The 23,870-nt window shown below is 38.1% G+C and carries 28 protein-coding genes, 1 pseudogene and 1 riboswitch; of the genes and pseudogenes, 7 read left to right on the plus strand and 22 right to left on the minus strand.

What is annotated here, in order from left to right; genetic code table 11:
* Positions 1–40: 40 nt before the first annotated feature.
* From rpsA to prsW, 8 genes are all read right to left on the minus strand, one after another.
* Entirely contained in the window at positions 41–1,180 is a 1,140-nt protein-coding gene (rpsA, locus tag FN924_RS09930) for a 30S ribosomal protein S1 (protein WP_143894087.1), read from the minus strand.
* A gap of 99 nt (positions 1,181–1,279) precedes the next feature.
* Positions 1,280–1,861 carry a lysophospholipid acyltransferase family protein gene (locus FN924_RS09935; protein WP_143894089.1) on the minus strand — a complete coding sequence of 194 codons (582 nt, stop codon included), beginning with the start codon at positions 1,859–1,861 and terminating at the stop codon, positions 1,280–1,282.
* Positions 1,862–1,874: 13 nt separating this feature from the next.
* Positions 1,875–2,552, minus strand: a complete 678-nt coding sequence (gene cmk / locus FN924_RS09940; protein ID WP_143894091.1) for a (d)CMP kinase — start codon at positions 2,550–2,552, stop codon at positions 1,875–1,877.
* Between the two features lie 133 nt (positions 2,553–2,685).
* The gene (locus FN924_RS09945; RefSeq protein ID WP_143894093.1) at positions 2,686–2,886 is read right to left on the minus strand and encodes a DUF5359 family protein; all 201 of its coding nucleotides are present in this window, start codon (positions 2,884–2,886) and stop codon (positions 2,686–2,688) included.
* A gap of 132 nt (positions 2,887–3,018) precedes the next feature.
* A complete protein-coding gene (locus tag FN924_RS09950) occupies positions 3,019–3,675 on the minus strand; it encodes a flagellar brake protein (protein ID WP_143894095.1) in 657 nt (218 codons plus the stop codon).
* 96 nt (positions 3,676–3,771) lie between these two features.
* Positions 3,772–5,115 (minus strand): germination protein YpeB, encoded by a 1,344-nt coding sequence (ypeB, locus tag FN924_RS09955; RefSeq protein WP_143894097.1) that lies wholly within the window; start codon positions 5,113–5,115, stop codon positions 3,772–3,774.
* A gap of 21 nt (positions 5,116–5,136) precedes the next feature.
* The gene (gene sleB / locus FN924_RS09960; RefSeq protein WP_228409658.1) at positions 5,137–5,997 is read right to left on the minus strand and encodes a spore cortex-lytic enzyme; all 861 of its coding nucleotides are present in this window, start codon (positions 5,995–5,997) and stop codon (positions 5,137–5,139) included.
* A 200-nt stretch (positions 5,998–6,197) separates the two neighbouring features.
* Entirely contained in the window at positions 6,198–6,884 is a 687-nt protein-coding gene (gene prsW / locus FN924_RS09965) for a glutamic-type intramembrane protease PrsW (protein WP_143894101.1), read from the minus strand.
* Positions 6,885–6,971: 87 nt separating this feature from the next.
* Here prsW and FN924_RS09970 point away from each other — a divergent pair, with 87 nt between their 5' ends.
* A complete protein-coding gene (locus FN924_RS09970) occupies positions 6,972–7,934 on the plus strand; it encodes an asparaginase (protein ID WP_143894103.1) in 963 nt (320 codons plus the stop codon).
* Between the two features lie 23 nt (positions 7,935–7,957).
* On the opposite strand, the gene FN924_RS09975 is transcribed toward FN924_RS09970, so the two are convergent.
* From FN924_RS09975 to FN924_RS09995, 5 genes are all read right to left on the minus strand, one after another.
* A complete protein-coding gene (locus FN924_RS09975) occupies positions 7,958–8,938 on the minus strand; it encodes a YpdA family putative bacillithiol disulfide reductase (protein ID WP_143894105.1) in 981 nt (326 codons plus the stop codon).
* Positions 8,939–9,042: 104 nt separating this feature from the next.
* A complete protein-coding gene (locus FN924_RS09980; RefSeq protein ID WP_143894107.1) occupies positions 9,043–10,323 on the minus strand; it encodes a Glu/Leu/Phe/Val family dehydrogenase in 1,281 nt (426 codons plus the stop codon).
* Between the two features lie 270 nt (positions 10,324–10,593).
* Complete coding sequence (locus FN924_RS09985; RefSeq protein WP_143894109.1) at positions 10,594–11,178, minus strand: genetic competence negative regulator; 585 nt, start codon at positions 11,176–11,178, stop codon at positions 10,594–10,596.
* Between the two features lie 67 nt (positions 11,179–11,245).
* Positions 11,246–12,016, minus strand: coding sequence for a metallophosphoesterase (locus FN924_RS09990; RefSeq protein ID WP_143894110.1), 771 nt, complete (start codon positions 12,014–12,016; stop codon positions 11,246–11,248).
* 35 nt (positions 12,017–12,051) lie between these two features.
* Positions 12,052–12,684: a CBS domain-containing protein gene (locus FN924_RS09995; protein WP_143894113.1), complete on the minus strand. Its 633-nt coding sequence runs from the start codon at positions 12,682–12,684 to the stop codon at positions 12,052–12,054.
* A gap of 149 nt (positions 12,685–12,833) precedes the next feature.
* Between FN924_RS09995 and FN924_RS10000 the strand changes: the two genes are divergently transcribed.
* The 4 genes and pseudogenes from FN924_RS10000 to FN924_RS19945 form a co-directional block, all read left to right on the plus strand.
* Positions 12,834–13,061: a spore coat associated protein CotJA gene (locus FN924_RS10000; RefSeq protein ID WP_143894115.1), complete on the plus strand. Its 228-nt coding sequence runs from the start codon at positions 12,834–12,836 to the stop codon at positions 13,059–13,061.
* Between the two features lie 4 nt (positions 13,062–13,065).
* Positions 13,066–13,317 (plus strand): spore coat protein CotJB, encoded by a 252-nt coding sequence (locus tag FN924_RS10005; protein WP_143897182.1) that lies wholly within the window; start codon positions 13,066–13,068, stop codon positions 13,315–13,317.
* Between the two features lie 21 nt (positions 13,318–13,338).
* Positions 13,339–13,908, plus strand: a complete 570-nt coding sequence (locus tag FN924_RS10010; protein WP_143894117.1) for a manganese catalase family protein — start codon at positions 13,339–13,341, stop codon at positions 13,906–13,908.
* A gap of 219 nt (positions 13,909–14,127) precedes the next feature.
* Positions 14,128–15,700: pseudogene (locus tag FN924_RS19945) on the plus strand (IS1182 family transposase); the annotation flags it as partial.
* A 126-nt stretch (positions 15,701–15,826) separates the two neighbouring features.
* On the opposite strand, the gene FN924_RS10020 reads toward FN924_RS19945, so the two are convergent.
* Genes FN924_RS10020 through FN924_RS10035 form a run of 4 tightly spaced genes read right to left on the minus strand, consistent with a single transcriptional unit; the run spans position 15,827 to position 19,551 of the window.
* Positions 15,827–16,390 (minus strand): LysM peptidoglycan-binding domain-containing protein, encoded by a 564-nt coding sequence (locus tag FN924_RS10020; protein ID WP_143894119.1) that lies wholly within the window; start codon positions 16,388–16,390, stop codon positions 15,827–15,829.
* 14 nt (positions 16,391–16,404) lie between these two features.
* Entirely contained in the window at positions 16,405–16,974 is a 570-nt protein-coding gene (locus FN924_RS10025) for a CPBP family intramembrane glutamic endopeptidase (RefSeq protein WP_158633982.1), read from the minus strand.
* An 11-nt stretch (positions 16,975–16,985) separates the two neighbouring features.
* Positions 16,986–18,494 (minus strand): RecQ family ATP-dependent DNA helicase, encoded by a 1,509-nt coding sequence (locus FN924_RS10030; RefSeq protein ID WP_143894123.1) that lies wholly within the window; start codon positions 18,492–18,494, stop codon positions 16,986–16,988.
* Between the two features lies 1 nt (position 18,495).
* The gene (locus tag FN924_RS10035; RefSeq protein ID WP_143894125.1) at positions 18,496–19,551 is read right to left on the minus strand and encodes a YpbB family protein; all 1,056 of its coding nucleotides are present in this window, start codon (positions 19,549–19,551) and stop codon (positions 18,496–18,498) included.
* 141 nt (positions 19,552–19,692) lie between these two features.
* Here FN924_RS10035 and FN924_RS10040 point away from each other — a divergent pair, with 141 nt between their 5' ends.
* Positions 19,693–19,941, plus strand: coding sequence for a ferredoxin (locus FN924_RS10040; RefSeq protein ID WP_143894127.1), 249 nt, complete (start codon positions 19,693–19,695; stop codon positions 19,939–19,941).
* Positions 19,942–19,978: 37 nt separating this feature from the next.
* Here FN924_RS10040 and FN924_RS10045 read toward each other — a convergent pair whose 3' ends face one another.
* The 3 genes from FN924_RS10045 to sigX all read right to left on the minus strand — a co-directional run bounded on the left by FN924_RS10045 (position 19,979) and on the right by sigX (position 22,115).
* Entirely contained in the window at positions 19,979–20,251 is a 273-nt protein-coding gene (locus FN924_RS10045; RefSeq protein ID WP_143894128.1) for a helix-turn-helix transcriptional regulator, read from the minus strand.
* A 130-nt stretch (positions 20,252–20,381) separates the two neighbouring features.
* A complete protein-coding gene (locus FN924_RS10050; protein ID WP_143894130.1) occupies positions 20,382–21,593 on the minus strand; it encodes a hypothetical protein in 1,212 nt (403 codons plus the stop codon).
* Positions 21,594–22,115, minus strand: coding sequence for an RNA polymerase sigma factor SigX (gene sigX / locus FN924_RS10055; RefSeq protein WP_143894131.1), 522 nt, complete (start codon positions 22,113–22,115; stop codon positions 21,594–21,596).
* Between the two features lie 213 nt (positions 22,116–22,328).
* Here sigX and FN924_RS19105 point away from each other — a divergent pair, with 213 nt between their 5' ends.
* On the plus strand, positions 22,329–22,487 hold the full coding sequence (locus FN924_RS19105; RefSeq protein ID WP_194709648.1) for a hypothetical protein: 159 nt from the start codon (positions 22,329–22,331) through the stop codon (positions 22,485–22,487).
* 90 nt (positions 22,488–22,577) lie between these two features.
* Here the strand turns inward: FN924_RS19105 and FN924_RS10060 are convergent, their stop codons facing one another.
* Entirely contained in the window at positions 22,578–23,090 is a 513-nt protein-coding gene (locus FN924_RS10060; protein WP_143894133.1) for an ECF transporter S component, read from the minus strand.
* Between the two features lie 5 nt (positions 23,091–23,095).
* Positions 23,096–23,518: a DUF4430 domain-containing protein gene (locus tag FN924_RS10065; protein ID WP_143894135.1), complete on the minus strand. Its 423-nt coding sequence runs from the start codon at positions 23,516–23,518 to the stop codon at positions 23,096–23,098.
* A gap of 161 nt (positions 23,519–23,679) precedes the next feature.
* Positions 23,680–23,853: riboswitch (cobalamin riboswitch) on the minus strand.
* Positions 23,854–23,870 lie beyond the last annotated feature (17 nt).

Genomic DNA, 23,870 nt, shown 5'->3' on the forward strand with positions numbered 1-23,870 from the left:
ACAAAAAAAAGCCCCATATAATGGGGCCTTATCAAGCGAATTACTTATACTTATCTAATTTATCACCAATCATATCGCCAAGTTGGAAACCAGAGTGGTCCTCTTCTTTTTCATATTGCTTAATATCTTCTTGTTGCTGGTCTTCCTCAATTTCCTTAATACTTAATGAAATGCGCTGATCCGCTTCACTTACATCTAATACTTTCACTTGAACCGTTTGTCCAACTTCCAACACTTCTTGTGGGGTACCAATATGTCGGTTCGCAATCTGTGAAATATGAACTAAGCCTTCTACTCCAGGGAAAAGTTCAACAAACGCACCGAATTGCACGAGTCTTCTTACAGTCCCATCGATAATATCGCCAGGTTGTAGCTTGCTTTCAACTCCATCCCATGGACCAGGCAGTGTTTCTTTTAAGGATAAAGAGATGCGTTCCGTATCTCGATCTATGGATAGTACTTTTACTTTAATCGTATCCCCTTCTGAAACAACGTCACTGGCTTTTTCAACATGTTGATGCGATAGCTGTGAAATGTGTACGAGTCCGTCAATTCCACCGATGTCCACAAACACACCGAAATCTGTTAGACGTTGTACTTTCCCTTCAATGACTTGTCCTTCCTCAATAGAGTGAAGTAAATCTTGTTTTTGTTTCGCTTCCTCTGCTTCCGAAACCGCACGGTGAGAAAGAATGACTCTATTCTGAGACTTATCAAGTTCGACCACTTTTAGTGTAAGCGTCTTGTTTTTATAATCATCAAAGTTTTCTACATAGTAAGATTCTACGAGCGAAGCTGGAATAAATCCGCGAAGCCCAACATCTACAACAAGTCCACCTTTTACTACATCTTTTACTTCTGCTTCGAATACTTCACCAGATTCAAATTTGGCTTGAAGATCATCCCATGCTTGATCCGCGTCTACTGCACGTTTTGATAGTACAATTTCTTCATCGTCTACTTTTTTCACCTTTAAGGTGATTGAATCTCCTTCTTTTACGGCATCGGCACATGACTCTAAGTGAAGGCTAGATAATTCGCTAATAGGCACAATACCTTCCACTTTGTATCCGATATCAACGAGTACCTGTTTTTCTTCTACTTTTACAACAGTACCCGTCACTTGATCACCCACAGAAAGTTCTTTAAACTCTGACACTTCTTGATTCATTTCGTCCATCATAAAGACCTCCTTCAATTTCCACACAACAAACGGCTAAATTTGTTTCTTTTTTCTAACTTCTAACATTTGAACCTATTTGTCAAGCAATTGGGAATTTTATTTGTGTTGATCGAGCAATTTTTTAATATCTCCCATGATAGCATCCGTTACTTCTTGGGCATTTGCTTTCTTATCCCTTAATTCTTGCATCGCAATAGGCTTACCATAAATAACTCTTAATGGTTTAAGTTTTTCATACGGACCAATAATGGCACATGGTATTACAGTGGCGGATGAACGACTAGCGAAGAAGCCTGCTCCCGCAAGTCCTTCTCCAATTTCACCAGTTTTACTTCTTGTACCCTCAGGGAACAACCCTAATGTTTTCCCGTCTTTTAAAATATCTAATCCTTGGCGGAGTGCATTTCGGTCCTTCATTCCTCTTTTAATAGGGAATGCCTGAAGTCTTTTTAACAATCCTCCAATGAACCTGTTCCGAAATAACTCTTCTTTTGCCATAAAATGAATAGGACGTGGGCAAGTTACCCCAACTAGTGGCGGATCCCAGTTTGAAATATGATTCGAACAAATAATGACAGGTCCGCTTTTCGGTACATGTTCTTTTCCAACTACTTGAATACGATAGATAATTCGAAGATAAATTCCAACTAAAAGTTTTCCGATATAGTATAGATTCATTAATTTGCCCCCTTTACCCTTCTTTAACAGATTCGACGACAGATAAGATTCGATCAACTACCTCTTGGATGGAAAGAGATGTCGTATCTATCTCCACAGCATCTTCGGCTTTTACTAGAGGCGACACTTCCCGTTCCGAATCTAACTTATCCCGAGTAGCAATCTCTCTTTTTAATTGCTCCAACTCAGACGGGAATCCTTTTTGTTTATTTTCTTGGTGACGACGGACCGCTCTTTCTTCCACAGAAGCAATTAAGAATATTTTGACTTCCGCATCCGGGATTACGTGCGTACCTATATCACGACCATCCATTACCACTCCACGTTGGGAAGCCATTGCTTGCTGCCGTTCCACCATTTCTTTTCTAATTAGAGCGTGCTTTGCAACAATGGATACAGAGTTGGTAACATCTTGTTTGCGTATTTCCTCTGTTACATCCTGACCATCTAATAATACGTTTTGTCCATCTTTCGTTTGAACAAGAGCAATATCAGTCTGAACTAATACTTCATAAACAGATTTTTCATCCTCTAACTCTAAACCTTGTTGTAAAGATTTATATGTTATAGCACGATACATGGCTCCTGTATCAATATATATGTAAGATAAACGCCTAGCCACCTGCTTGGCAACGGTACTCTTCCCTGCTGCAGCTGGTCCATCAATTGCAATAGCTATCTTTGTTGACATGTTACATTACTCCCTTTCTAGCTTCAATCTTTATGTCCATTACAAAGTAATTCAGGCCGGTTTCCTTTGTCCCAAATGGACATCCTAGATTTCATGGCCTGAATCCTTATCAGTAGTTATTTAATTGGAACTTTTAAAAGGATAACACATCACTAAAAAAAGAGTCTATTGTTTTTACTATGTTTGCGTTACCTTGCTCGTTTACCCCAATATATTCAAATACAGGGTTCGTATATAACTCAAAATCTGACTGACTGATAAGAAGTTGGGCAAAGATGAGAAGCAGTCCATGTAGAAAAAGTAAGGAAAGACACCAGCGTTCTACTCGTTTCACGTTAGCTTCCTCCTTTTCGTTTTACATAAGTGACGAGGAAACTTGACTCAGCTTCTTGCAAGAAACAAGAATGATAGGGTTTATCAAGTTTTCGTTTTTATTATCTCTTGATTAAACCATAAATATACAGGTTTACTTAATCCCTTTTTTTCTATCCATTAACTGCTTTTCAAAACAATATCGAATAATGGATTGGCGGTCTTTATCTGCTATTTCATCAAACTTTAATGACAGGGTCGATGAATGCTCGTTTCCTTCTCGAACACGAATCGCTTTCGTTTTAGCATGGATATATTCATTTGTACCAGAATCCATCGGAAGTACCAGCCAAATGTCTAATATCATCCCTGGCTTCACTCTCTCATTAGAAGGAAGAATGACAGATACTCCACCACCACTAATATCCTGCGTTACGGTAGTCAATGGTGGAACGTTACGTTCAGAATCGTGTATGGATATGTCTAAATAGCTCTCAATTCTTACATACTGTCTTCTTTGAATGCGAATTAACTTTTCGTCTCCCGGAAAACTTAGCACTAACGTTGGGATATTTAAATTTTTCTTTCCTTCGATATGCGTTTCGAATTGATAAACAGAATTGTTTGTACCAACGAAACTAGCATAAAATTCTGCACCCTTTTCAAACAACCCTGTCCGCCCAGAAATAGTATGGATAGGATAATCTATATAAATACGATGCGCTTCTTCTTCTACAATTTTGCATCTATATATTTCACTATCCCCATTCACCTTATACTCCAAGGTAAGCGGTAGGCCGATTTTTGTCATGACGTCCGCCTCATTTCTTTCAGATTTATCAACTTAACTATACTACATCTATTATCTCAAAAAAAAAGAAAAAGGGGAAGGTTAAAAAAACCTTCCCTACACATTGTCCTTAAATTTCAGCTCTGTTGTTTTTAATTTTTCAACCTTTTCTTCTACTCCCGTATTTGCATTAATGAATATGCGGTATGTCTCATTTCCTAAGACACCCAAAAACTCATAAACAAGTACTTCCTCTTGCATATCATTATTAATAACCGCGAGGTAAGCTTCCTGTATTTTTACATTAGGATTCACTTTCTCTCTCGCCTCTTCTTCCGTAATACCTGGTTCAGATAGTTTGCGTTCCTGGTGATTCATGTAAAAGTTTCGACTAGAGAGTCCTAATAATTCGCCGTTATCCAATCCAACTTTCACTTGAATGGAATCAGGATACATTCGAACATTATCCTGTGTATATAGGAAATTAAAGACACCGACATTATCATACTGACTACTTTGAAAGAGCTGCATATTTTCAAAGCCATAGCCTTCTAAATACTTCTCTGCTTTTTGTCTAGCTTCATGCAAGCTGATTTTTTTCTTTTGGATATCTCGATTAACGATATAGGATAGCAAATGTCCACCCTTTACTGATAAATCTAAATAACCATGCTTTCCATTCTCTTTATAAGATGCGCTATACATCGCGACATTCGCTCCATCTCCGCTTTTCGTTATGCGTATTTCTGTGTCTTTTTTTAAACCGAAGATATCTCTAGCTTTTTGTTTTGCTTCTTTTTCTGAAATTTTGTTTCCTTGTATATACTTATACTCGTGATTCTCAGAAGATACACCTGTTAACATAGGACCTAAATTTCCTTCATCAAATCCCTTGACCGTTTCCTCAACAGTTTTAAAACCATCGATGATAGTATTATCTGCCTTCTGTTCACTACTAGCTAATGCTAGCTGTACATCCATCCAACGCAAATTGTTATCAAGTACTAAGCTCTGAACTTTCCGAAGTTCTTGTTCAATATTCCCTGATTGTTCATATAAGGTTTTCAATTGTTCCACTTCTTCATCGGATAAGGGTTTATTGTTTAAATCTCTTACCGCTGTTCGATAGCTGAACGTTCCTACTTTCGCTAGAAATTCCTCCGTTTTATTAAATGGGAGTAATGCTAATGGTAGCTGACCGACATCACTTTGTGCCTCCGATGTTAAACGCCATATTTCTGCAAGTTGAGGCGATAGTTGTTCTCTCGAATTCATTGCAAGTGTTGTCCCTATTTTATCGTGTAGTAGGTCCATATGATAGGAAAGGTCATGGAACGATCTTTGATAGGTGTTTTCTGCTTGAATTAATACTGCATTCTTCTCACGATGTTCTTGATATCCCCAAACTCCTGTTGCGATTAAGCCAACTGTTAATACAGCAATACCAATCCATCTCAACATCTACAATCACCTTCCTTGTCATTACAAACAAAAGATATGTTTCCCAATTCGCTTGATCTGTGGTCTACCCCAAATCCAACTTGAGGTAGCCGTATTAGGATTGAAGTAATAAATCGCATTACCGGTTGGGTCCCAACCATTAATTGCATCTAAAACCGCTTTTTTGGATGACTCATCCGGAGTTAACCAAATTTGTCCGTCCGCAACAGCAGTAAACGCACGCGGTTCAAAAATGACACCTGACACAGTATTTGGAAAAGAAGGACTCTCAATCCGGTTAAGAATGACTGCAGCAACTGCGACCTGTCCTTCATAAGGTTCCCCACGTGCCTCCCCGTGCACAGCATTTGCCATTAGCTTTATATCATTTTGCGAGAACCCTGCAGGTACATTGGTTGCAGTTGGTTGTGGGGTATCCGATTTGTTATTGTTTTTTGTTTTTGTTTGTTGATTTCCTTGCTTCGCTTGTTGATTTTGCTTCCCTTGATTCCCTTGCTGCTTGTTATTCGTGGTGTTGTTCTTTTTCTTTACCTGTTGTTCCTTCGGTGTTCCCCCATAGTAAGTAAATTTATTTCCCGCATCTACATTCTTCTTTACAAAAGCCCGATCATATTGGCTCGCATCTACCAGCTTTTGTTTTGTCTCCTGTCCTGCAAGACCGTCAATTTCTAATCCGAACTCATACTGAAAGTTTCGTAGTGCCCAATAGGTTCCCCAGCCAAATACACCATCAATTTGGCTATTATAATATCCTAAGTACTGTAATCTTGCCTGTAATTCTATGACATCATCACCTGTAGCACCCTGCTGAATAACTTGACCACTAAATGCTTCAGCAGGTTTTTCAAATGTTGTGACTGCTGTCAAAATTGCAAAGCCCATTAAAATAGGTATCACTATTTTTTTCATTTCGACATCCTCCTGAGAGAAATATAAGTATTGTCGTAATTGATATCTATTTTTTGAAACATCTGCCTTTTTATACATAGGAAATTTTTCATGATTCTACTGGCGGGAACAAGTAAACAATAGGAGATATAAAAAATAGCTCCTTCCTTCGGTTTTATAACCAATGGAAGAAGCTATGCGTGATGTTTAAATGGAACCTCATAGATTACTTTTTTCAAACTATGCTGGTTCGCAACTTTTACTTTTCTAAGCGCAAGCACCCAGAGACCAATCATAAATGGGATTAAAACATAAATCCAATTTCCGTTAGTCGTTTCGAGAATATAATCATATGTTCCATGCAAACAAACAGTGAGGAGGAGCGCATATAGAAGAGTAAATTTCCGCTTTTTCTTAGCAAATTTCGCTTTCCCAATATAGAATCCCATAATCACCCCAAATAATGCATGAGATGATACAGGGAATAGCGCCCGACTAAAGGCATTTTCCACGCCATGGGCAACTAAATAAAGAATATTTTCCACTGTAGCAAACCCTAAGCTCAAAGCGGCTCCATATACAATTCCATCGTACATATAATCAAAATCCGAATACTTGTAGACGGTATATAGGAAAATAAACCATTTAAAAAATTCCTCAAGGAAACCCGTTATCAGGAAAGAATAGATGAAGGGATTTAGTCCAAAACCTTCTTCCATAAAGGCATACTGAATAAACATAATAGGAAAAACAAGCAAAGCCCCATATAAAAAGGTTCGGAACACCATGGCCAGCGGTTCAGAATCGAAGCGATCTTTCAAATAAAAGAAGGCCAACAAAGCTAGTGTCGGTGCAATTCCCGCAGTCAGAATCGCAAACATTTCGACACCCTCTTTCAATTATAGTAGTTTCATCGTATCATGGAAAAGGTAGAAATTAAATAGCGAAAACGTAAAGATGGTGAAATAATGAAGAAGATTTTAATCATTCACACTGGTGGTACCATTTCGATGATGGAAGACAAAATATCTCGAACCGTTTCTCCAACAGGAGAACACCCACTAGGGAAAATGACGAACCTATTTGATGAATATGCGGAAACGTCTGAAGAATATCTATTCCACCTTCCTTCCCCTCATATAACGCCAACACATATGTTAGAGTTAGCGAAAGTTGTCGAGGCTCGATTGAATGAAGTAGATGGAGTTGTCATTACACACGGAACCGATACGTTAGAAGAAACAGCATATTTCCTAGATTTATATTTGGATTCAGACAAGCCAATTGTCGTCACAGGCGCCATGCGCTCAAGTAATGAAATTGGATCTGATGGACTTTACAACTTAATCTGTTCCATTCGCGTTGCTAGTCATGATAACGCTAATCGTAAAGGGGTTATGGTCGTTATGAATGATGAAATACATACCGCTCACAACGTCACGAAAACCTCTACTAGCAATATTGCAACCTTTCAAAGCCCACAATATGGACCAATTGGTATTGTTACAAAGCATAATGTCTTTTTTCATCAGCAGCTTACAGAGCGAGAAACTTGTAAAGTTCATCAATTAACTCATAAAGTTGTTTTATTAAAAGCTTATGCAGGAATGGATGGAGACATTATTTCCGCTGTACATCATGCCAAGATGGACGGGTTAGTCATTGAAGGACTGGGACAAGGAAATCTCCCTAAAGACACAGTTGGCGCATTAGAAAGAGTGCTTGCAGACCATATTCCTGTTGTTCTTGTATCAAGATGCTATCAAGGGATTGTGCAACCTACTTATACATATGATGGTGGAGGAAGCCATTTAAGAGATATTGGCGTCATTTTTTCCAATGGACTCACAGGACCAAAAGCAAGAATTAAATTAATGATGACCTTGGAGAAAACAAAAGATTACAAAGAAATTAAGGCATTATTTGAATAATAAAAACCAGCCTAGCATCATGACTAGCGAAGGCTGGTTTTTATTGCGTTTGCTATCTGTTCTCCGTGAAAACGTCCATTTTCTATAAAGACTTTATTATTGTTATAACCTGCTACTACTACACCTGCCACATACATGCCTTTCACATTTGTCTCCATAGTGCCTTCATCAAAAGCTGGAGCGCCGGTTTCCGGATTTATCACAATTCCAACCTTTCGTAGAAACTTAAAATCAGGACGGTATCCAGTCATTGCAAACACATAGTCATTCGGAATCTCTTTTTCCACCCCATGCACCTCATATTTGATTGAATCCTGTTTGATTTCCAATATATTGGCCCCAAATTCCATATGAATCTTCTCATGACGAACAAGAGAATCGAATTCCGGTAAGATCCATGGTTTCACACTTGGTGAATATGACTTTCCACGATATAAAACGGTAATATTAGCGCCTGCTTTATGGAGTTCTAGAGTAGCGTCTACAGCTGAATTTTTCCCACCAATAACAGTCACGTTTTTTTGGAAATACGGATGGCCTTCTTTAAAATAATGCATTACTTTAGACAAAGATTCACCGGGTACGCCCATTAGATTCGGGTGATTATAGTAACCTGTAGCTATAACAACATGACGAGCTTCATATTGTTTAATCCTTCCGTCTTCTTTTTTAGAAGAAAGGATAAATAGATCCCCTTTCTTTTCTACATTAGTTACCTCTTCGAAACTATTGATTTGAAGCTTACTTCGTTCAGCAACTGTTCGATAATACGTCATTGCTTCAAGTCGTACTGGTTTCTTCTTTTCTGTTATAAATGGAACCCCACCGATTTCTAGCTTATCGCTTGAGCTAAAAAAGGTTTGATGGGTTGGATAGTTATAGATAGCATCTACAACATTTCCTTTTTCTATGATCAATGGCTCGATACCAAGCTTTTGTAATTCTATTCCTACAGATAAACCACATGGGCCTGCACCAATGATAATAGTATGCTCTGCTTGCATGATGTACACTCCTTCGTTACCTTTTCCATTACGTCTCATTGTACCGATTATTGTTGATTTTGAAAACGAAAAAGCACTTATCTTTAAAAGATAAGTGCTTGCTATTAAATCCAGCCACGGAAACGAGCAGCTTCAGCCATTTTTCTAACTCCAACCATATAAGCAGCCAATCGCATGTCTACTCTTCTAGTTTGGGCTGTATTATACACATTATTAAATCCTTTGGTCATCACTTTATACAGTTTTTCTTCAATTTCTTCTTCGGACCAATAGTACCCTTGATTGTTTTGTACCCACTCAAAATAGGAAACTGTAACTCCGCCTGCGGATGCAAGAACATCAGGAACAAGTAAAATTCCACGCTCAGATAGAATCTTTGTCGCTTCTAACGTTGTCGGTCCATTAGCAGCCTCCACCACGATTGATGCCTTGATATTGTGCGCATTATCTTCTGTAATTTGATTTTCAACTGCTGCAGGAACTAGAATATCACAATCTAATTCCAACAATTCTTTGTTCGTAATCGTATTGTTAAACAGTTTGGTAACTGTACCAAAGCTATCTCTTCGATCCAATAAATAATCGATATCCAGTCCTTCTGGATCATGAAGACCACCATAAGCATCTGATATTCCAACTACTTTTGCCCCTGCATCGTGCATAAATTTTGCAAGGAAGCTTCCTGCATTACCAAATCCTTGAATGACTACACGAGCATCTTGTAAATTCATATTTTTCTTCTTAATGGCTTCGTTAATACAAATGGTAACCCCTTTAGCAGTTGCAGATTCCCTTCCATGGGAACCACCAAGAACTATTGGTTTTCCGGTTATAAAGCCCGGGTTATTGAATTCATCAATACGGCTATATTCATCCATCATCCAAGCCATAATTTGTGGATTGGTAAACACGTCTGGAGCCGGGATATCCTTTGTCGGTCCAACAATTTGACTAATTGCACGTACATAGCCTCTACTAAGTCCTTCTAATTCCCGGAAAGACATCTCTCTTGGATCGCAAATAATACCGCCTTTTCCTCCACCGTATGGTAAATCTACTATACCTGCTTTTAAGCTCATCCAAATTGACAGCGCTTTAACTTCTTTCTCTGTAACATCTGGATGAAACCGAACTCCACCCTTTGTAGGTCCAACTGCGTCATTGTGCTGAGCACGAAATCCGGTAAATATTTTAATCGAATCATCATCCATTCGAACTGGTATTCGAACGGACATCATTCGAATAGGCTCTTTCAACAAATCATACACTTCTTCAGGGTATCCTAACTTATCCAATGCTGTTCGAACTACTGATTGAGTTGATTTTAGTACATCAAGCTTGTCATTGTTTTCATTTGGAGAATCTGATGCTTTATCGGCTACCATGAACTTACCTCCTATGTACATCGCTACCTAAAAATTTTGCATTCCTAATTAAAAAAAGGAAACTATTCTCCTTACTCATTTTCCACAATAGCGGGGTCTTTAATCCACTTATTTAAAAGGAATTCGATAAGGAAAATTATTTACCAATTCTTACAGACATTAGTATACACGTTCATAGTGAATATGCAATAAAAATTTAATTAAAATTCTTATCAAATCTAGTACAAAAAATCCCATACATAAAAGGCTGACATTATGTCAGCCCAATCTTTATAACTTAAAATAAGTAACGGTTTGATTTACTGCATTACCATCCATAATTTTTCTCCCGTATTCTTCAAGTCGATACGAGGTGACAATGCTCGGAGAAGAAAATTCAGATAGGATCGCAATGATATGCTCTCTATTTTGATTTTTAATCTCTTCATCCTCAAAGACCATATAATAGTGGTCATCCATTAGGAATATAGAACCACCGTCTATATCTAGTTCGGTCAAGTGGTAGCATACTTGAATAATATGCTCAAAATGCTCAAAGCAAAAAATCAACTCTCGGCTTTCATCTAAAGTAACCTTCATTTCTACAAAGTCTTCATCCTCTAAGATAAAGCTTTCTTTATTTTGTGTAACGATAACAGACATCCCTTGTGCTTGCATGAGATGCACCTGGACAAGCAGTACGCCTTCTAATTCGAACCCTAATTCATCACTCGCTTCATACATCATATCATGGAAAAGTTGATGTACTCTCGGTAAGTCATGCCACAGGTCCTCCTTAGTCAACCCTCTTTCGATTAAATCATCGAATGTCAGAAAAATTTTGAATTGATCGGTTGATAGTCTTTCTAAACGCATTACTTATCCCCCCTCTTTTCCCATATTGTTATTATATGATATGTGAGAAAATACGAACATGGTACAGTTACAGTTTTTCACTGATTACCGTTATAATGTGGCATTCCGCATTTGTTCCAAGTCGAAATGGCAATTTCGTAAACCCATATCCTTCACTAATGAAGACAGGTGTAGAATGATAAAATTTTATTCCTCCTTTAGTATAGGGCCCAATTCCCAAAATTCGAATTTGACCACCATGGGTGTGTCCACTTAATACAAGATCTATCTTATCCGCTTCTTGTGGGGATAGATGGATAAATCCATTTGGATTATGTGAAAGTAGAATAGTAAATTCATCTTTTGCTTCTGACAATGCTGCCGAGCTGTTTATATGTCCCATATCGTGATCGTCAAAGCCAACCATTCTTATTGTTTTTTCTATTATCGACAATTGTGCAGAATTATTACATAGAGCAATAACATTTTCTTCTGCTAATACTTGTTTAAAATGCTGTTGGTCTACCTCATAGTCGTTGTTGCCCCATACAAAGTAAATAGGAGCCTTCAATGTACGAAGTCGTCGAAGATTCTCCCGCAATCGGATAAACGGAACCCCTTTTTCCAATAAATCTCCACCGATAATCACAGCATGAACACCTTCTATTTGACGAAGCGTCTCTGTAGATACCGAGCGCTTATGGATATCACTGATAAAAAATAGTTGTAATGGTGGGAAGTCTTTAGGATAAGAGGATACAACGATTTCTCGTCTATCCAATATATCACGATGTGCTTTATACATCATATAAGAGCAGACTAGGATTATGAGTGAAAATCCAGCAATCCAAATCCACATACGCTGTGCCTTCTTTCAAAATCAGCTATTCTTTCTTACACTTCTTTTACGTCTAATACCCGGAAACCAGACTTTTCAAGACGTTGGACTAACTTATCTAACTGATCACTTTCATCTATCTTTATGACGATTCTTCGTGCTAATTTATCCGTTTCATCAAATGTAGTAACAGAAATTACGTTCGCATGAACATGTTTTAATAAATCTGCTAAGCGAGACAATCTTCCCTTGGATTCTTCTGAAGTAAATGCGATTCGGACTCCTTTTCTCTTTACACCAAACGCACTCTCAAACACTTCAATCACATCATATCGAGTTACAATCCCCAAAAACTTGAAATGATCATCCACCACTGCCAAAATTGGAAAGTCTTTAAAAGCAGGTAGTGTATGCTCAAACACATCATCTTCTTTCAGAGAAAAAGAATCCTCTTTCATTACATCATTAACGGTTGTTTCGTGTAGAAAGTCGTGTTTGGTCTTTTCACTGTAGTAAAAGGATTTGTATATGATCTGCTTCGAAATCATACCTACAAATAATTCGCCGTCCACAACAGGCATCGCTTCAATATCTTTGTCTTCTAACTGCTTTAAAACTGGGGCTAATGGTTCATTTGGTTGTGCAAGTAAACATTTGTAGTTCGGAATCATTGTACTTTTTACAAACATGCCAAACACCTCTCTTTTTATATTTCTAACTATTATATTCGCTACTTAGTCCCTCATTACCTTCTATTTCTTTGCAATTGGCATGAGACAAGTTACAAAACCATACGATGAAATGTACGGCAATAATGAGGAAGGAAGGAGGAAATGTGTTGTACACCCAGAGAAAATACTGGAAGCCTTATATCAGTCCATATGACCCATGTTATCCAAAAGAAATAAAAAGTTACGTAACACCACCAAATTTGTATCTTGGATTCCAGCCACCCAATCTTCCACAATATCCGACAGCAAAAGAAGCCCTTTTTAGAGGAACACTTTGGCCAGCTTTGTTCAGCCCTTACGAAGCGGCAGATAAACGAGGTGATAGTGTTGAGTAAAAAAATGCCGCCTGAATATTACGAGCTTCTAGAACAAATTCAAGCAGTCGACTTCGTTTTAGTCGAGTTAACGTTATATTTAGATACGCATCCTGAGGACTATGATGCGATTCAACAATTCAATAATTTCGCAAAAGAAAGTAAGCAATTGAAAAAAATTTACGAAAAGCAATATGGACCATTGATGCAATACGGGCGAAGTTATTCAGATTATCCATGGAACTGGGACGACGCTCCGTGGCCATGGCAGGTATAAAAGGGAAAGGATGAAGATTCTTTGTGGTATTATGAGAAAAAATTAGAGTACCCAGTGAAGGTTTCAGAATGTAACCCAATGCTTGCAAAATTTTTAATTGAGCAATATGGGGGAGCAGATGGCGAATTATCCGCTGCCTTACGTTATCTCAATCAACGCTATACCATTCCGGATAGAGTTGTTGGTTTACTCAATGATATTGGTACAGAGGAGTTTGCCCATTTAGAAATGATCGCAACGATGATTTACAAGTTAACAAAGGACGCAACTCCTGAAATGTTGAAAGAAGCAGGACTTGCACCGCATTATGTAAATCATGATAGTGCCCTATTCTACCACAATGCCGCTGGTAACCCATGGACTGCAACATACATCCAAGCTAAAGGTGATCCAATCGCAGATTTATATGAAGATATTGCTGCCGAAGAAAAAGCACGTGCGACATATCAGTGGATTATCAACATTTCTGATGATCCAGATTTAAATGACGGATTAAAATACCTTCGAGAAAGGGAAATCGTACACTCCCAACGTTTCCGTGAAGCTGTGGAAATTCTTAAAGAAGAAAGAGATAAAAAAATCTTTTTCTAGAAAAAACGGGGCTGTCCCATAAGTCTGTATAGACTAATTGGGACAGCCCTTTTCTTTTATTACTGTTGGTGCCGGAAAAGTGGCATTGGGAAACGATTCCCTTCCCAAATTGGCAATCAACAATGCAAAAATCTTCTCTTTTACATACAAAAAAATCGCCTCATTCGTTATAATGTAAGCGACCAAACCAACAAAAAACGAAAAGTGAGGCGATTTTTTATGAGTAACTCTTCGGCTACTTTCATTGATTATAACATGGGTCAGTTGGTTCTACCAATGGACTTCAGTGATTTAATTCCAGAGGACCATGTGGTCCGCGTCATTCATGCCATGGTGGAACAGGTGAATGATGATATCTTCTTTTCCCAATACCAAGGGGGTGGCCGGAGCTCCTATCATCCCAAAATGATGACAAAAGTTATCTTATACGCCTACACGCAAAAAATCTACTCCTGCCGTGAAATCGCCAAAGCCCTTCGGGAACATCTCCCGATGATGTGGCTGGCCGGCCAACAGACACCAGATTTCCGAACCATCAACCGGTTCCGCTCAGAACGTATGAAGGCAATTATTGAACCTTTATTCACGGAGTTGATTAAGCTTCTAATCGATCAAGAGTACATATCCATGGACAACTACTTCCTTGATGGAACCAAAATCGAGGCGAATGCCAATAAATACACGTTTGTGTGGAAAAAATCTGTCCAACGTTACGAAGAAAAACTACAGGAAAAATTGGATCAAACATTCGCGGATATTGAAGATGCCATTGAGATGGATGAAAAAATACTTCCGGATGAAGGGTCTCCTGCCAAGCGAGTAACTTCGGAGCAACTCGAAAAAGTTGTCGAGCAGGTAGAAACCCTAGAACAGGCGGAAAAAGCCGTCGAAGAAGAAAATGATAAGGAAAGAAGAAAGAAAAAAGGAAGTATTCCGTGCTAAACGACGTATCTATAAAACGTTGAGCCAGGACTACCTACCTCGTTTAAAAAAGTATGAAACCCAGCTGGCCACCTTCGGTGACCGGAACAGTTATTCCAAGACAGACACGGATGCCACCTTTATGCGAATGAAAGAAGATCATATGAAGAATGGACAACTGAAACCTGGTTATAATGTGCAGGCAGGAACAGAAAATCAATTCATCCTCGGCTACTCGATCCATCAGCGTCCAACGGACACCCGTTGTTTTGAACCACACATTCAAAAACTACAGGCCAGAGAGCTTCCGTTCCCTAATACAATTGTCGCTGATGGAGGGTATGGTGGAGAAGTCAATTATAAATACGCAAAGAAGGAAGGGTTTGAAACACTCATTCCCTACAACACGATGCGAAAAGAGCAGTCCCGTTCGTTCAAGAAAGACCCAAGTCAGGTTATGAACTGGGAGTACAAGGAGGATGGGGATTATTACATTTGTCCGAATGGACGAAAAGTTCTTTTTCAATTCCACTCGCACCGTACCGATCGGTACGGCTATACGCGAACATTCAAGGTCTATGAATGCGAAGAGTGTAGTGGATGCCCATTAAAAGAAAAGTGCACGAAAGCAAAAGGAAACCGGCGCGTTTACTATAACCCGGCATTTGAACAACTGAAGAAGGAAGCAAGGGAAAACCTTTGGTGTGACAAAGGAGCACGTATCTACGCCAGACGAAAAGTGGAGGTGGAAAGTGTGTTCGGTCATATCAAGGGCAATCGGTCGTTCCGGCGATTTTCTCTTCGTGGGATCGATAAAGTAAGGATAGAGTTTGGACTGGTCGCGATGGCCCACAACTTCCTGAAACAGGCAGAGTGGAACCGCCTGTTTCATAGCGGAAATAAGCTCACACCGAAAAAGCCACGGAGAAAAATGAATATCTCCGTGGCTTTTTCATTTCAAAGAGGCCTTTTGAGACAGCCCCATCCCTTTTTTCCATTAATTTGGTTCGTTTTTAGGAGGAATTCGTAAGACTTGTCCTACCTTTAACGTTTTATTGGTTAGGCCGTTCGCATCAATAATGAGTTGTTGGTCTTCAGCATTGCCATAAAATTTTTCCGCAATAGAAGCTAATGTATCGCCTTCTTCTACACTATAGATTTGAAGTCCAACGGAATCGGGATCTTTTTCCTGCACAAGCGTGGATGGTTGTTCTTCTTGTGGTGTGTCTTTCTTTTCTCCAACAATCACTTCTTCTAGTTCATTTGTTTCTTCATTTTCTTTGTCACTCGTTTGCAAGAAATCTTCTCCCCATATTCTATAAGTCAAAATTAATACCGTAATAATGAGAAATAGCAATACTAAGAAACGAACTAAAGGAAAGCTAATCTTCCATTTTACTTTGGATTTTGTATTTGAGTGTACTTGACTTCTCGGCGGCAGCTCTAATATATTGACTTCCTTATCTTCTTGACTAGGTAAAGATGGAGGTGGTTCATTTTCTGAACCATTCATACGGCTTCGAAGTTGGTATGCTTGATCTTTTTGAGTTTTATTATCCAAGTTAATTCCTCCTCTTATTTACTGGTAAATCGAATCAAAAAGCCTAATAATACATCAATTATAAAATGTGCCACCATTGAATACACAAGGCTTTGAGTCACCTCATAAATATATCCTAATAAGAAACTTAACAGGACTACTGATATCAACAGCAAAGGTTTGTTTAAATAACGAACATGAATAATCGCAAAAATAACACTTGCTGTGATGAGTCCGAATGTCGTTTGGATAACACCACGGAAAAGTACTTCTTCTGATACACCTACTACGGCACATAAGCTAACTAATTCCCATGTTGTTCTGTTTGAAAAAATAATCTCATTGATCCCGCCATCGTCTAATTGGTTTGGTACTATCATGAAGAGAATCAAATCTATTAATACGACTGTTATAGCAGGTAAAATAGCAAAGACAACGATATTTATCCAATTCCATGTAAACAGTTCGAACCAAACGGTCATAGAATCGAATAAAAAGAAGCTTAGACCGAAAGCTAACAAAATAAATATAAACTGTGAAAGTAGGACTTGTCGATAAACTTCCTTCGAGGACATTCCTCTTAATAGTTCTACTTGTTTAGACATATATTTAACCATTATTGCTGATGTAATATTTTTTGAAGTCTTTTTTGCCAATTCATAGATGGAGTTACCTGTTTTTCATATTCAGGTAACCAGTCATCAAATGAAAAATCACAATAATCACAACAATGATAACGCGGCTCTTGAACTTCTTTTTGAAAAGAGGAGAACAAGGATTTTCTTCTGCATCCATTCTCTGATACCCAGTCTAACAACTGCGTTAATTTCATTTGTTTATACACTTGACGGGATGTAATGACCTGAATAATCGCTTGTTTGACGGTCTTCCATTTGTTCCGATTATACAATATTCGACCATTTTTTAACATAGCATGATTTTCCAATTGATATTGAATAAACCGAAGTTGAATTTCGTTTAACCAGCCCTTCTCCTCAATCTGTTGAAAGGGTACCTCACACTCTTCCACATCCTTCAAGTCATAAAATAATAGGTCTATATCTTCCTTTTTTGGAAGCTCTCCTTCTAGCAGCACCTTTGGGAGGTAATCATCATTAGGCGCTGTTAATACAAGACTAACACTTGATTTGCCATCTCTCCCCGCACGTCCCAATTCTTGGATGAATGATTCTAATTGGGTGGGGAGGTGAAAATGAACAACTAGTCTAATATCTTGTTTGTTAATACCCATACCGAAAGCACTTGTACAGCATATAACATCAAGCTGCTGATTCATGAATTGCTGTTGGATTAATACACGATCCGTTTGGTCCATCCCTCCGTGATAAAAAGCGACTCTTACACAAGGTAATTGACGCATTAATTCGTGGGCAACTTTTTCTGCTGTTTTTTTACTAGAAAAATAGATCATGGTTGGAACAGGAAAGCTTTGTAGTAAGTGAACTAAATAATCTTTCTTTTCCTGTTCATCCTCACACGATTTTACAACAAATGATATATTTGTCCGGTCCATTGGATAAACATGTTTCACCATATGTTTACTTCTCAGTTGATGCTCAATATCCATTTGTACCTCGGGCGTAGCTGTAGCACTTAAAGCTAAAATTGGGGGATGATTTAACCGTTCAATTGTTTCGTGTAATTTTAAATAATCCGGTCGAAATTCATGCCCCCATTGGGATATACAGTGTGCTTCGTCTACAACGAAAAGGGAAACGGAACAGTTTAACAACTCTTTTAGAAAGCTTTCATTTTTTAGCATTTCTGGAGATACATAAATAAGTCGATATGCAGAAAGCTGCTGAAGAGCACGCTCTTTCTCTACTCGATTCATAAAACTATTAATTGCGATAACCTCTTTAAAACCAGTTGCTTTTAACTGTTTGACTTGATCAATCATAAGGGAAATTAATGGAGAGATGACAACAACTGTACCCGTTAACAACCTTGCGGGTAATTGATAGCAAATGGATTTCCCTGAGCCAGTCGGTAGAATTCCCAGCACATCTTTTCCTGCTAATACATCCTCGATAATTTCTCTTTGTCCTGTACGAAAACTAGCATATCCAAAATATTGCTCAAGCTTATTTTCCAAATCTAGCATACTAAAACTCCTCTGTCTGACTTTCAATAACCGCCATTGCTAATCGTATCTGAAAATAGGAATAACGATTGTCCAAGACTTGCTTAATATCTCTTAAACGCCTCGATTCGGTATCGTGAATAGTTTCTTTAATAGTATCCATATCGGATTCATCTATAAACCGACCTAATGACATGTTTGGTACAGCGTGGATAATTTCAACGACGTGGTCTTCAATGGTGTTCGTTTTCAGCCTTCGGATTCTTGCAATTTCTTCAATTCGTAAGCCTTGATCTAAATATGCTTTCGTTCGTTGCGCAGACTGTGTAAGAAATGCTCTGTCTGATACCTCCGGAAGAAAGCTGCGTAATAATGGAAAATCCCCCTCTTGTACTTTCTTAATCATATGATGGGTGATGATTATTAGAATGACTTGTATGTCAAACACATCTAGCTGATAAAAATCACCTAACTGTTCCAAGGTTTGCCCATAATCCTTGTATCCACTTAATCTATCAACAAATATAGTTGCCTCCCGTTCCGGCAATTCTTCTAATATCGATTGTAGTTCTTCATAGAGCAAGGAGGCAACTTCTTCTACGTTTGTCTTATTCTTTATATAAAACCTTTTAACCCACCTGCTAATAGCAGGGGAATCGATAATAGGGATAAACGTATTTTCTCCGTTTAAAACATTACTAAACGTTTGTATCCCTAATAAAATCCGCTGAAAAAACGGCTCGGTAATGTCTTCATAGGTTAAACCTTCTGCTTTATCCATTAGGAATCGCAATTGATTGTCGACTAAGATTTGCATTCCTTTGGAAGTCAAGAAATAACTAGTATATGTATCATGATTGGATGGACTAATATAATGGTGTTCTACTAACTGGCTAATTTTTTGGTCAAACCTTTCCCGAGGGAGTGATTTACATATACCAAAAAATCCGGTCAACTTAAATAAATGCGCATCCTGTAGTGTTTGGGCAGATCGCTTTCCAGAAAGTATATGGTAAAGACCAGATATACTTCTTTCCTGATTCATTTTGGAAATCCCATCTAATAGTATTGCTGACAACAAAATAAACGCCCCTCTTGTGCTATCAAATCAAATTATTGAAATCCTTCGTTATACCAACTAAACTAGAAGATAAAGGACATATACGTACTCCCTACTATATTATACTGCCATGAGGAAAAAGAAAATGGAGGGTTGCAAATGGCTAAGTTTGCCATTGTTGATAAAGATACATGCATTGCCTGTGGAGCTTGTGGAGCAACTGCTTCTAGCATATTTCAATATGATGATGAGGGATTAGCATATGTTGCGGTTGACGAAAATAAAGGAGTCTGCCCCATTCCAGAAGACTGGGAAGAAGATGTAGAAGATGCCTTTCTAGGTTGTCCTTCTGATTCTATTAAAATGCTCGATAAACCTTTCAATGGTGACCCACTAAAATATGATTAATCGGATAAGCAATATGCCTTTATCCGATTTTTGTGTTTTATGGTTGGCTGTTTACACTTTGTAAATAAACGTTAAAATAACCTAACACATCGTTTCCTATTATGCCTCTGATAATCTCACTCTCTCGGAACAACAAACAAATTGCAATAACCGTTGTCCAATTTGCAATAATTCGTTCCTTCTCTATTTGGACTAATGTTTTCTTAGAAATACCTAGGACCGTTGCCATATCTGACTGCGTATATCCTTGTTCCACTCGTATAAGCTTCATTTTACTTGAAATGATATGCATTAATTCTTCTCGCTCCATTCTACACACCACCTTAAGGACGATTCATCCTTTTAATAGTAACATGTTTTGCCGATCTCACGCTTCTATTTTACCTAGAACCATAGATAGGAACCCATGGTCCTTCTGTATTACAGAAGGACCATGTTTATTAATGGAGCTGTTCAGGGTTCATGGCAACTGGTACAGGAATTGGTTCTGTTACATCATATGGTCCGATTTGTTTAAACGGTAATTGTTCAAAATGGACGGATTCATACCCAAAGCTTTTTGCAGTTAGTAGCATAGACTCTAACATGGTTAACGTCCTTTGGTTTGCTTTTAAATCATTTACTTCGGTAAACGATATGGTCACTGTCTCTCCGTCTTCTTGGACGTCAAACGTTATATTTTCAGGAATTGTCGCCTCAATGTTAAATTGTGGTGCTTCCACTTTCATATCGACAAGTGCCGATTGAATACTAGTATAAGACTGATAATGGATTGGAACCAAGAAAGGTCTTGTATCCTCTTGATATTGATAAACTTTAAAGGCACTGTTTGCTAACGGATCCACTACTTTAAACGAATCGATATTTCCCATATCTCCTAAATTCGTATTTCCTTCCAGATTAATCCGCTCCACCCCATAGGGCGCAAACATCGCAGATAACAACCTATTAAACATTGTCTGTAAAGCACTTCCTGCTTGTAACTGGAACTCCTCTGGAATAGTAATCTGTACCTCGTCTTTCTCTAGCAAAAGATTGAATGTTATATTTTGAAAATCAAAAGGTACAAGTCCATCTTCTTTGTGGATGTAATTATCCATTTGGTTATAATACGTTTCATCTACTATTGGATTAGTCGAATCAATTAGAGTAATTGGAATAATAACTTGTGCAGACGGATCCATAGCAGCTAGATGAACTAGAGAAACTTGTTCAGGAACCTTCTGAATCAACATGGATTGAGGAGATTTTTCCATCTCACTTTGTCCTATTAAAGCTTGATCATTTGATTCAGCTGCTTTATCTTGCTTCATATCGTCTAATTCATCAGCTTTCTTTATGGTGGTGCTACGATCAGGAACAATTGATTCTTCCGTCGTATCCAACTTACTGGATTCTGACCCACTAGATTCATAGGAACCTTGGTTATTCGACAGCATAGACGGAACAATCAAAATTAACACACACAATAAGGAAACGGAGGCTAAGGTAGGAACTAACCATGGTTTTTTAGATGTCCGCTTTCGTTTTTTCGGACTCTTCGATACATCTTGAAGTTTTTGGTACAATTCTTCCTTCGTTTGTGTGTCCTGTACCTTCGGCATGCTCGAAAGCATTTCTTTTAATTTTTCATCAGTTACACGATTAGTCACCTATAACCCCTCCTTTCCGTTTAGCATTTCTTTTAACTGTTTCATTCCACGGTGCTGTGTTGTTTTCACTTTACTCGTACTCCAACCTAAAATTTCTGCTGTTTCTTGTATGGACATTCCTTGAATATATCGTAGGATAATTACGCTTTTTTGATCCATTGTACAATGGTCTAAGCTTTTATATACTTGCTTCATTTCATCGTTCAAGACGGCAATCTCTTCAGGGATTTTCGCATGATCTTGAACTTGTTCTCCCCTCTCGCCCCAATCGAAAAAGTCTAATATACGCTTCCGTTTTGTTTTCTGTTTTCGAAAATAATCAATTGCGACATGACGAGCAATTGAAAACAACCATGTTTTTTGACTACTATCCCCTTTAAAGGTATCTAAAGCATGTATAACTTTTATATACACTTCTTGAACTAAGTCTTCCGCTACGTTTCTATCCTTAACCATGTACATTAGAAATTGATATAAATCCTGATGGTAATCTTCGTATATTTCTTCAAAAGCGGACCTCATAGTATAGCTCTCCTCGTTCTTGTGTAATTAGTCGAAAAACCATCCAACAAAGTTACACATTTTTATAAAATATTTCCGCACCTTTCTCTTCTTAAATCTTATACTAGTTGATTCATTTTCGTAAATAGCGGATTTAGACAAATTATGCAAAAGTTTGGTCAAGTAAAGAACCGGGTATTACGGATTCTAAGACATAATAAGGAGTTGATTGATATGAGTCCAAACCATGATCTGGAAATGGAACGCAAAAATATAGAAAAGAAATCTGATTCAAGCGTTGTTGCTTCTACCTTTATAAAATATGCTGCCTATGTCATCATCACCTTTGCCATTCTATGGTTTCTAGCTAACTATGTTGTACCGATGTTCTGATCGTAGCAGTCGATGAATAAGAGACTTCACATAGAATATAATGAACATTTCGATAATAAAAACGAAGCTAAATCCTAGCTTCGTTTTTATTTACAATGTATTTGATTTTAAATAATTCCCATAATATTTCTCCAGGATTTTGGAAAGAACAGGATAGAGAACAATCATAAAAAACGCATTCCCTACTGCATGATACGTATCAAATAAAAGGCCTGAAAAATAATAGGGCCAAAATGAACCTGCAACTGTATAAGTAGCTAATGAAATAACAAATCCGTATAAATAGCCAATTAAAACCGCATAGGCAACTAATAATCCAAACGGTAAATTTCTTTTCCATTTACCTAACCACCCACTACAAAGCCCAATAAATCCCCAGATGATCACTTGCCAAATCGTCCATATCCCCATTCCCAACAACAAATTCGACATATATGTAGTGAGAATGGCCAATATTATGGCAGAAACCGGTCCTAAAAACAAACCACAAATAATAATAATCGTCGTAACTGGTTGAACGTTAGGAAGAAATTGAAAGGCAAATCTACCAACTACAGCTAAAGCAGCTAAAATGGAGATGACAGTAATCCTGTACGTATTCAATCAGATCATTCCATCACTTGAAGATCAAAAGTAACTTGATCCCCTGGCTCTAATTCATATTCAGCTGCACCAACATCTGCAATTTTGTCATTAACGGAGTACATCCAATACTTTCCCTTTTCTTCATCCTGCGTCAAGCCTTCTATAGAAGTAATGAATCCTTTGGTTTCTTCAATCTTAAAGTTTGTTTTCATTACATCTAAAACGGTTGCTCCTTCTTCCATGGCTACCTCTTCTTCAATGACAACTTCTTTACCGTTATCTTTGGAAATAACAACCGTAACGACTTCTTGTTTTTCTGTTTGTTCCGTTTTTTTCGCTGAATTTCCTTGGGTAGTTTTTCCTTCTTCTCCCGATTCTTGTCCACAGCCCACTAATAGGATAGCTGTAAATAATAGTGCAAATAACGACTTCCACAACTGCTTCATAGTTTTCCCTCCATAAATTAATATCCCTATTGACCCGAAGGCATCCAAAACAGAAAAAAACTTATCCAAGAATGGATAAGTTTAAGACAATCTAAGAACTTACTGAAAAAAAACATGTCAAAATAAGCCTAGGCTATCTCAAACACTCAATCCTCGAAGCTTTGAAATATAGAGTTTAGGCAGGTCTACTGACTTATGCGTACCTACTAGAGCCCTTCCCACACTAAGCGTGCAGTGGTTATGCTCCGTTCGTGGCATTTACAGTTGCGAGGACAGTTCTGGACTTGAACCAGATTCCCATTTTAAGCACATGCACCTAAACCTCTACTATTCGATTGGAACGGAAATATTT

This window comes from Radiobacillus deserti, assembly GCF_007301515.1.
Lineage (GTDB): Bacteria > Bacillota > Bacilli > Bacillales > Amphibacillaceae > Radiobacillus > Radiobacillus deserti.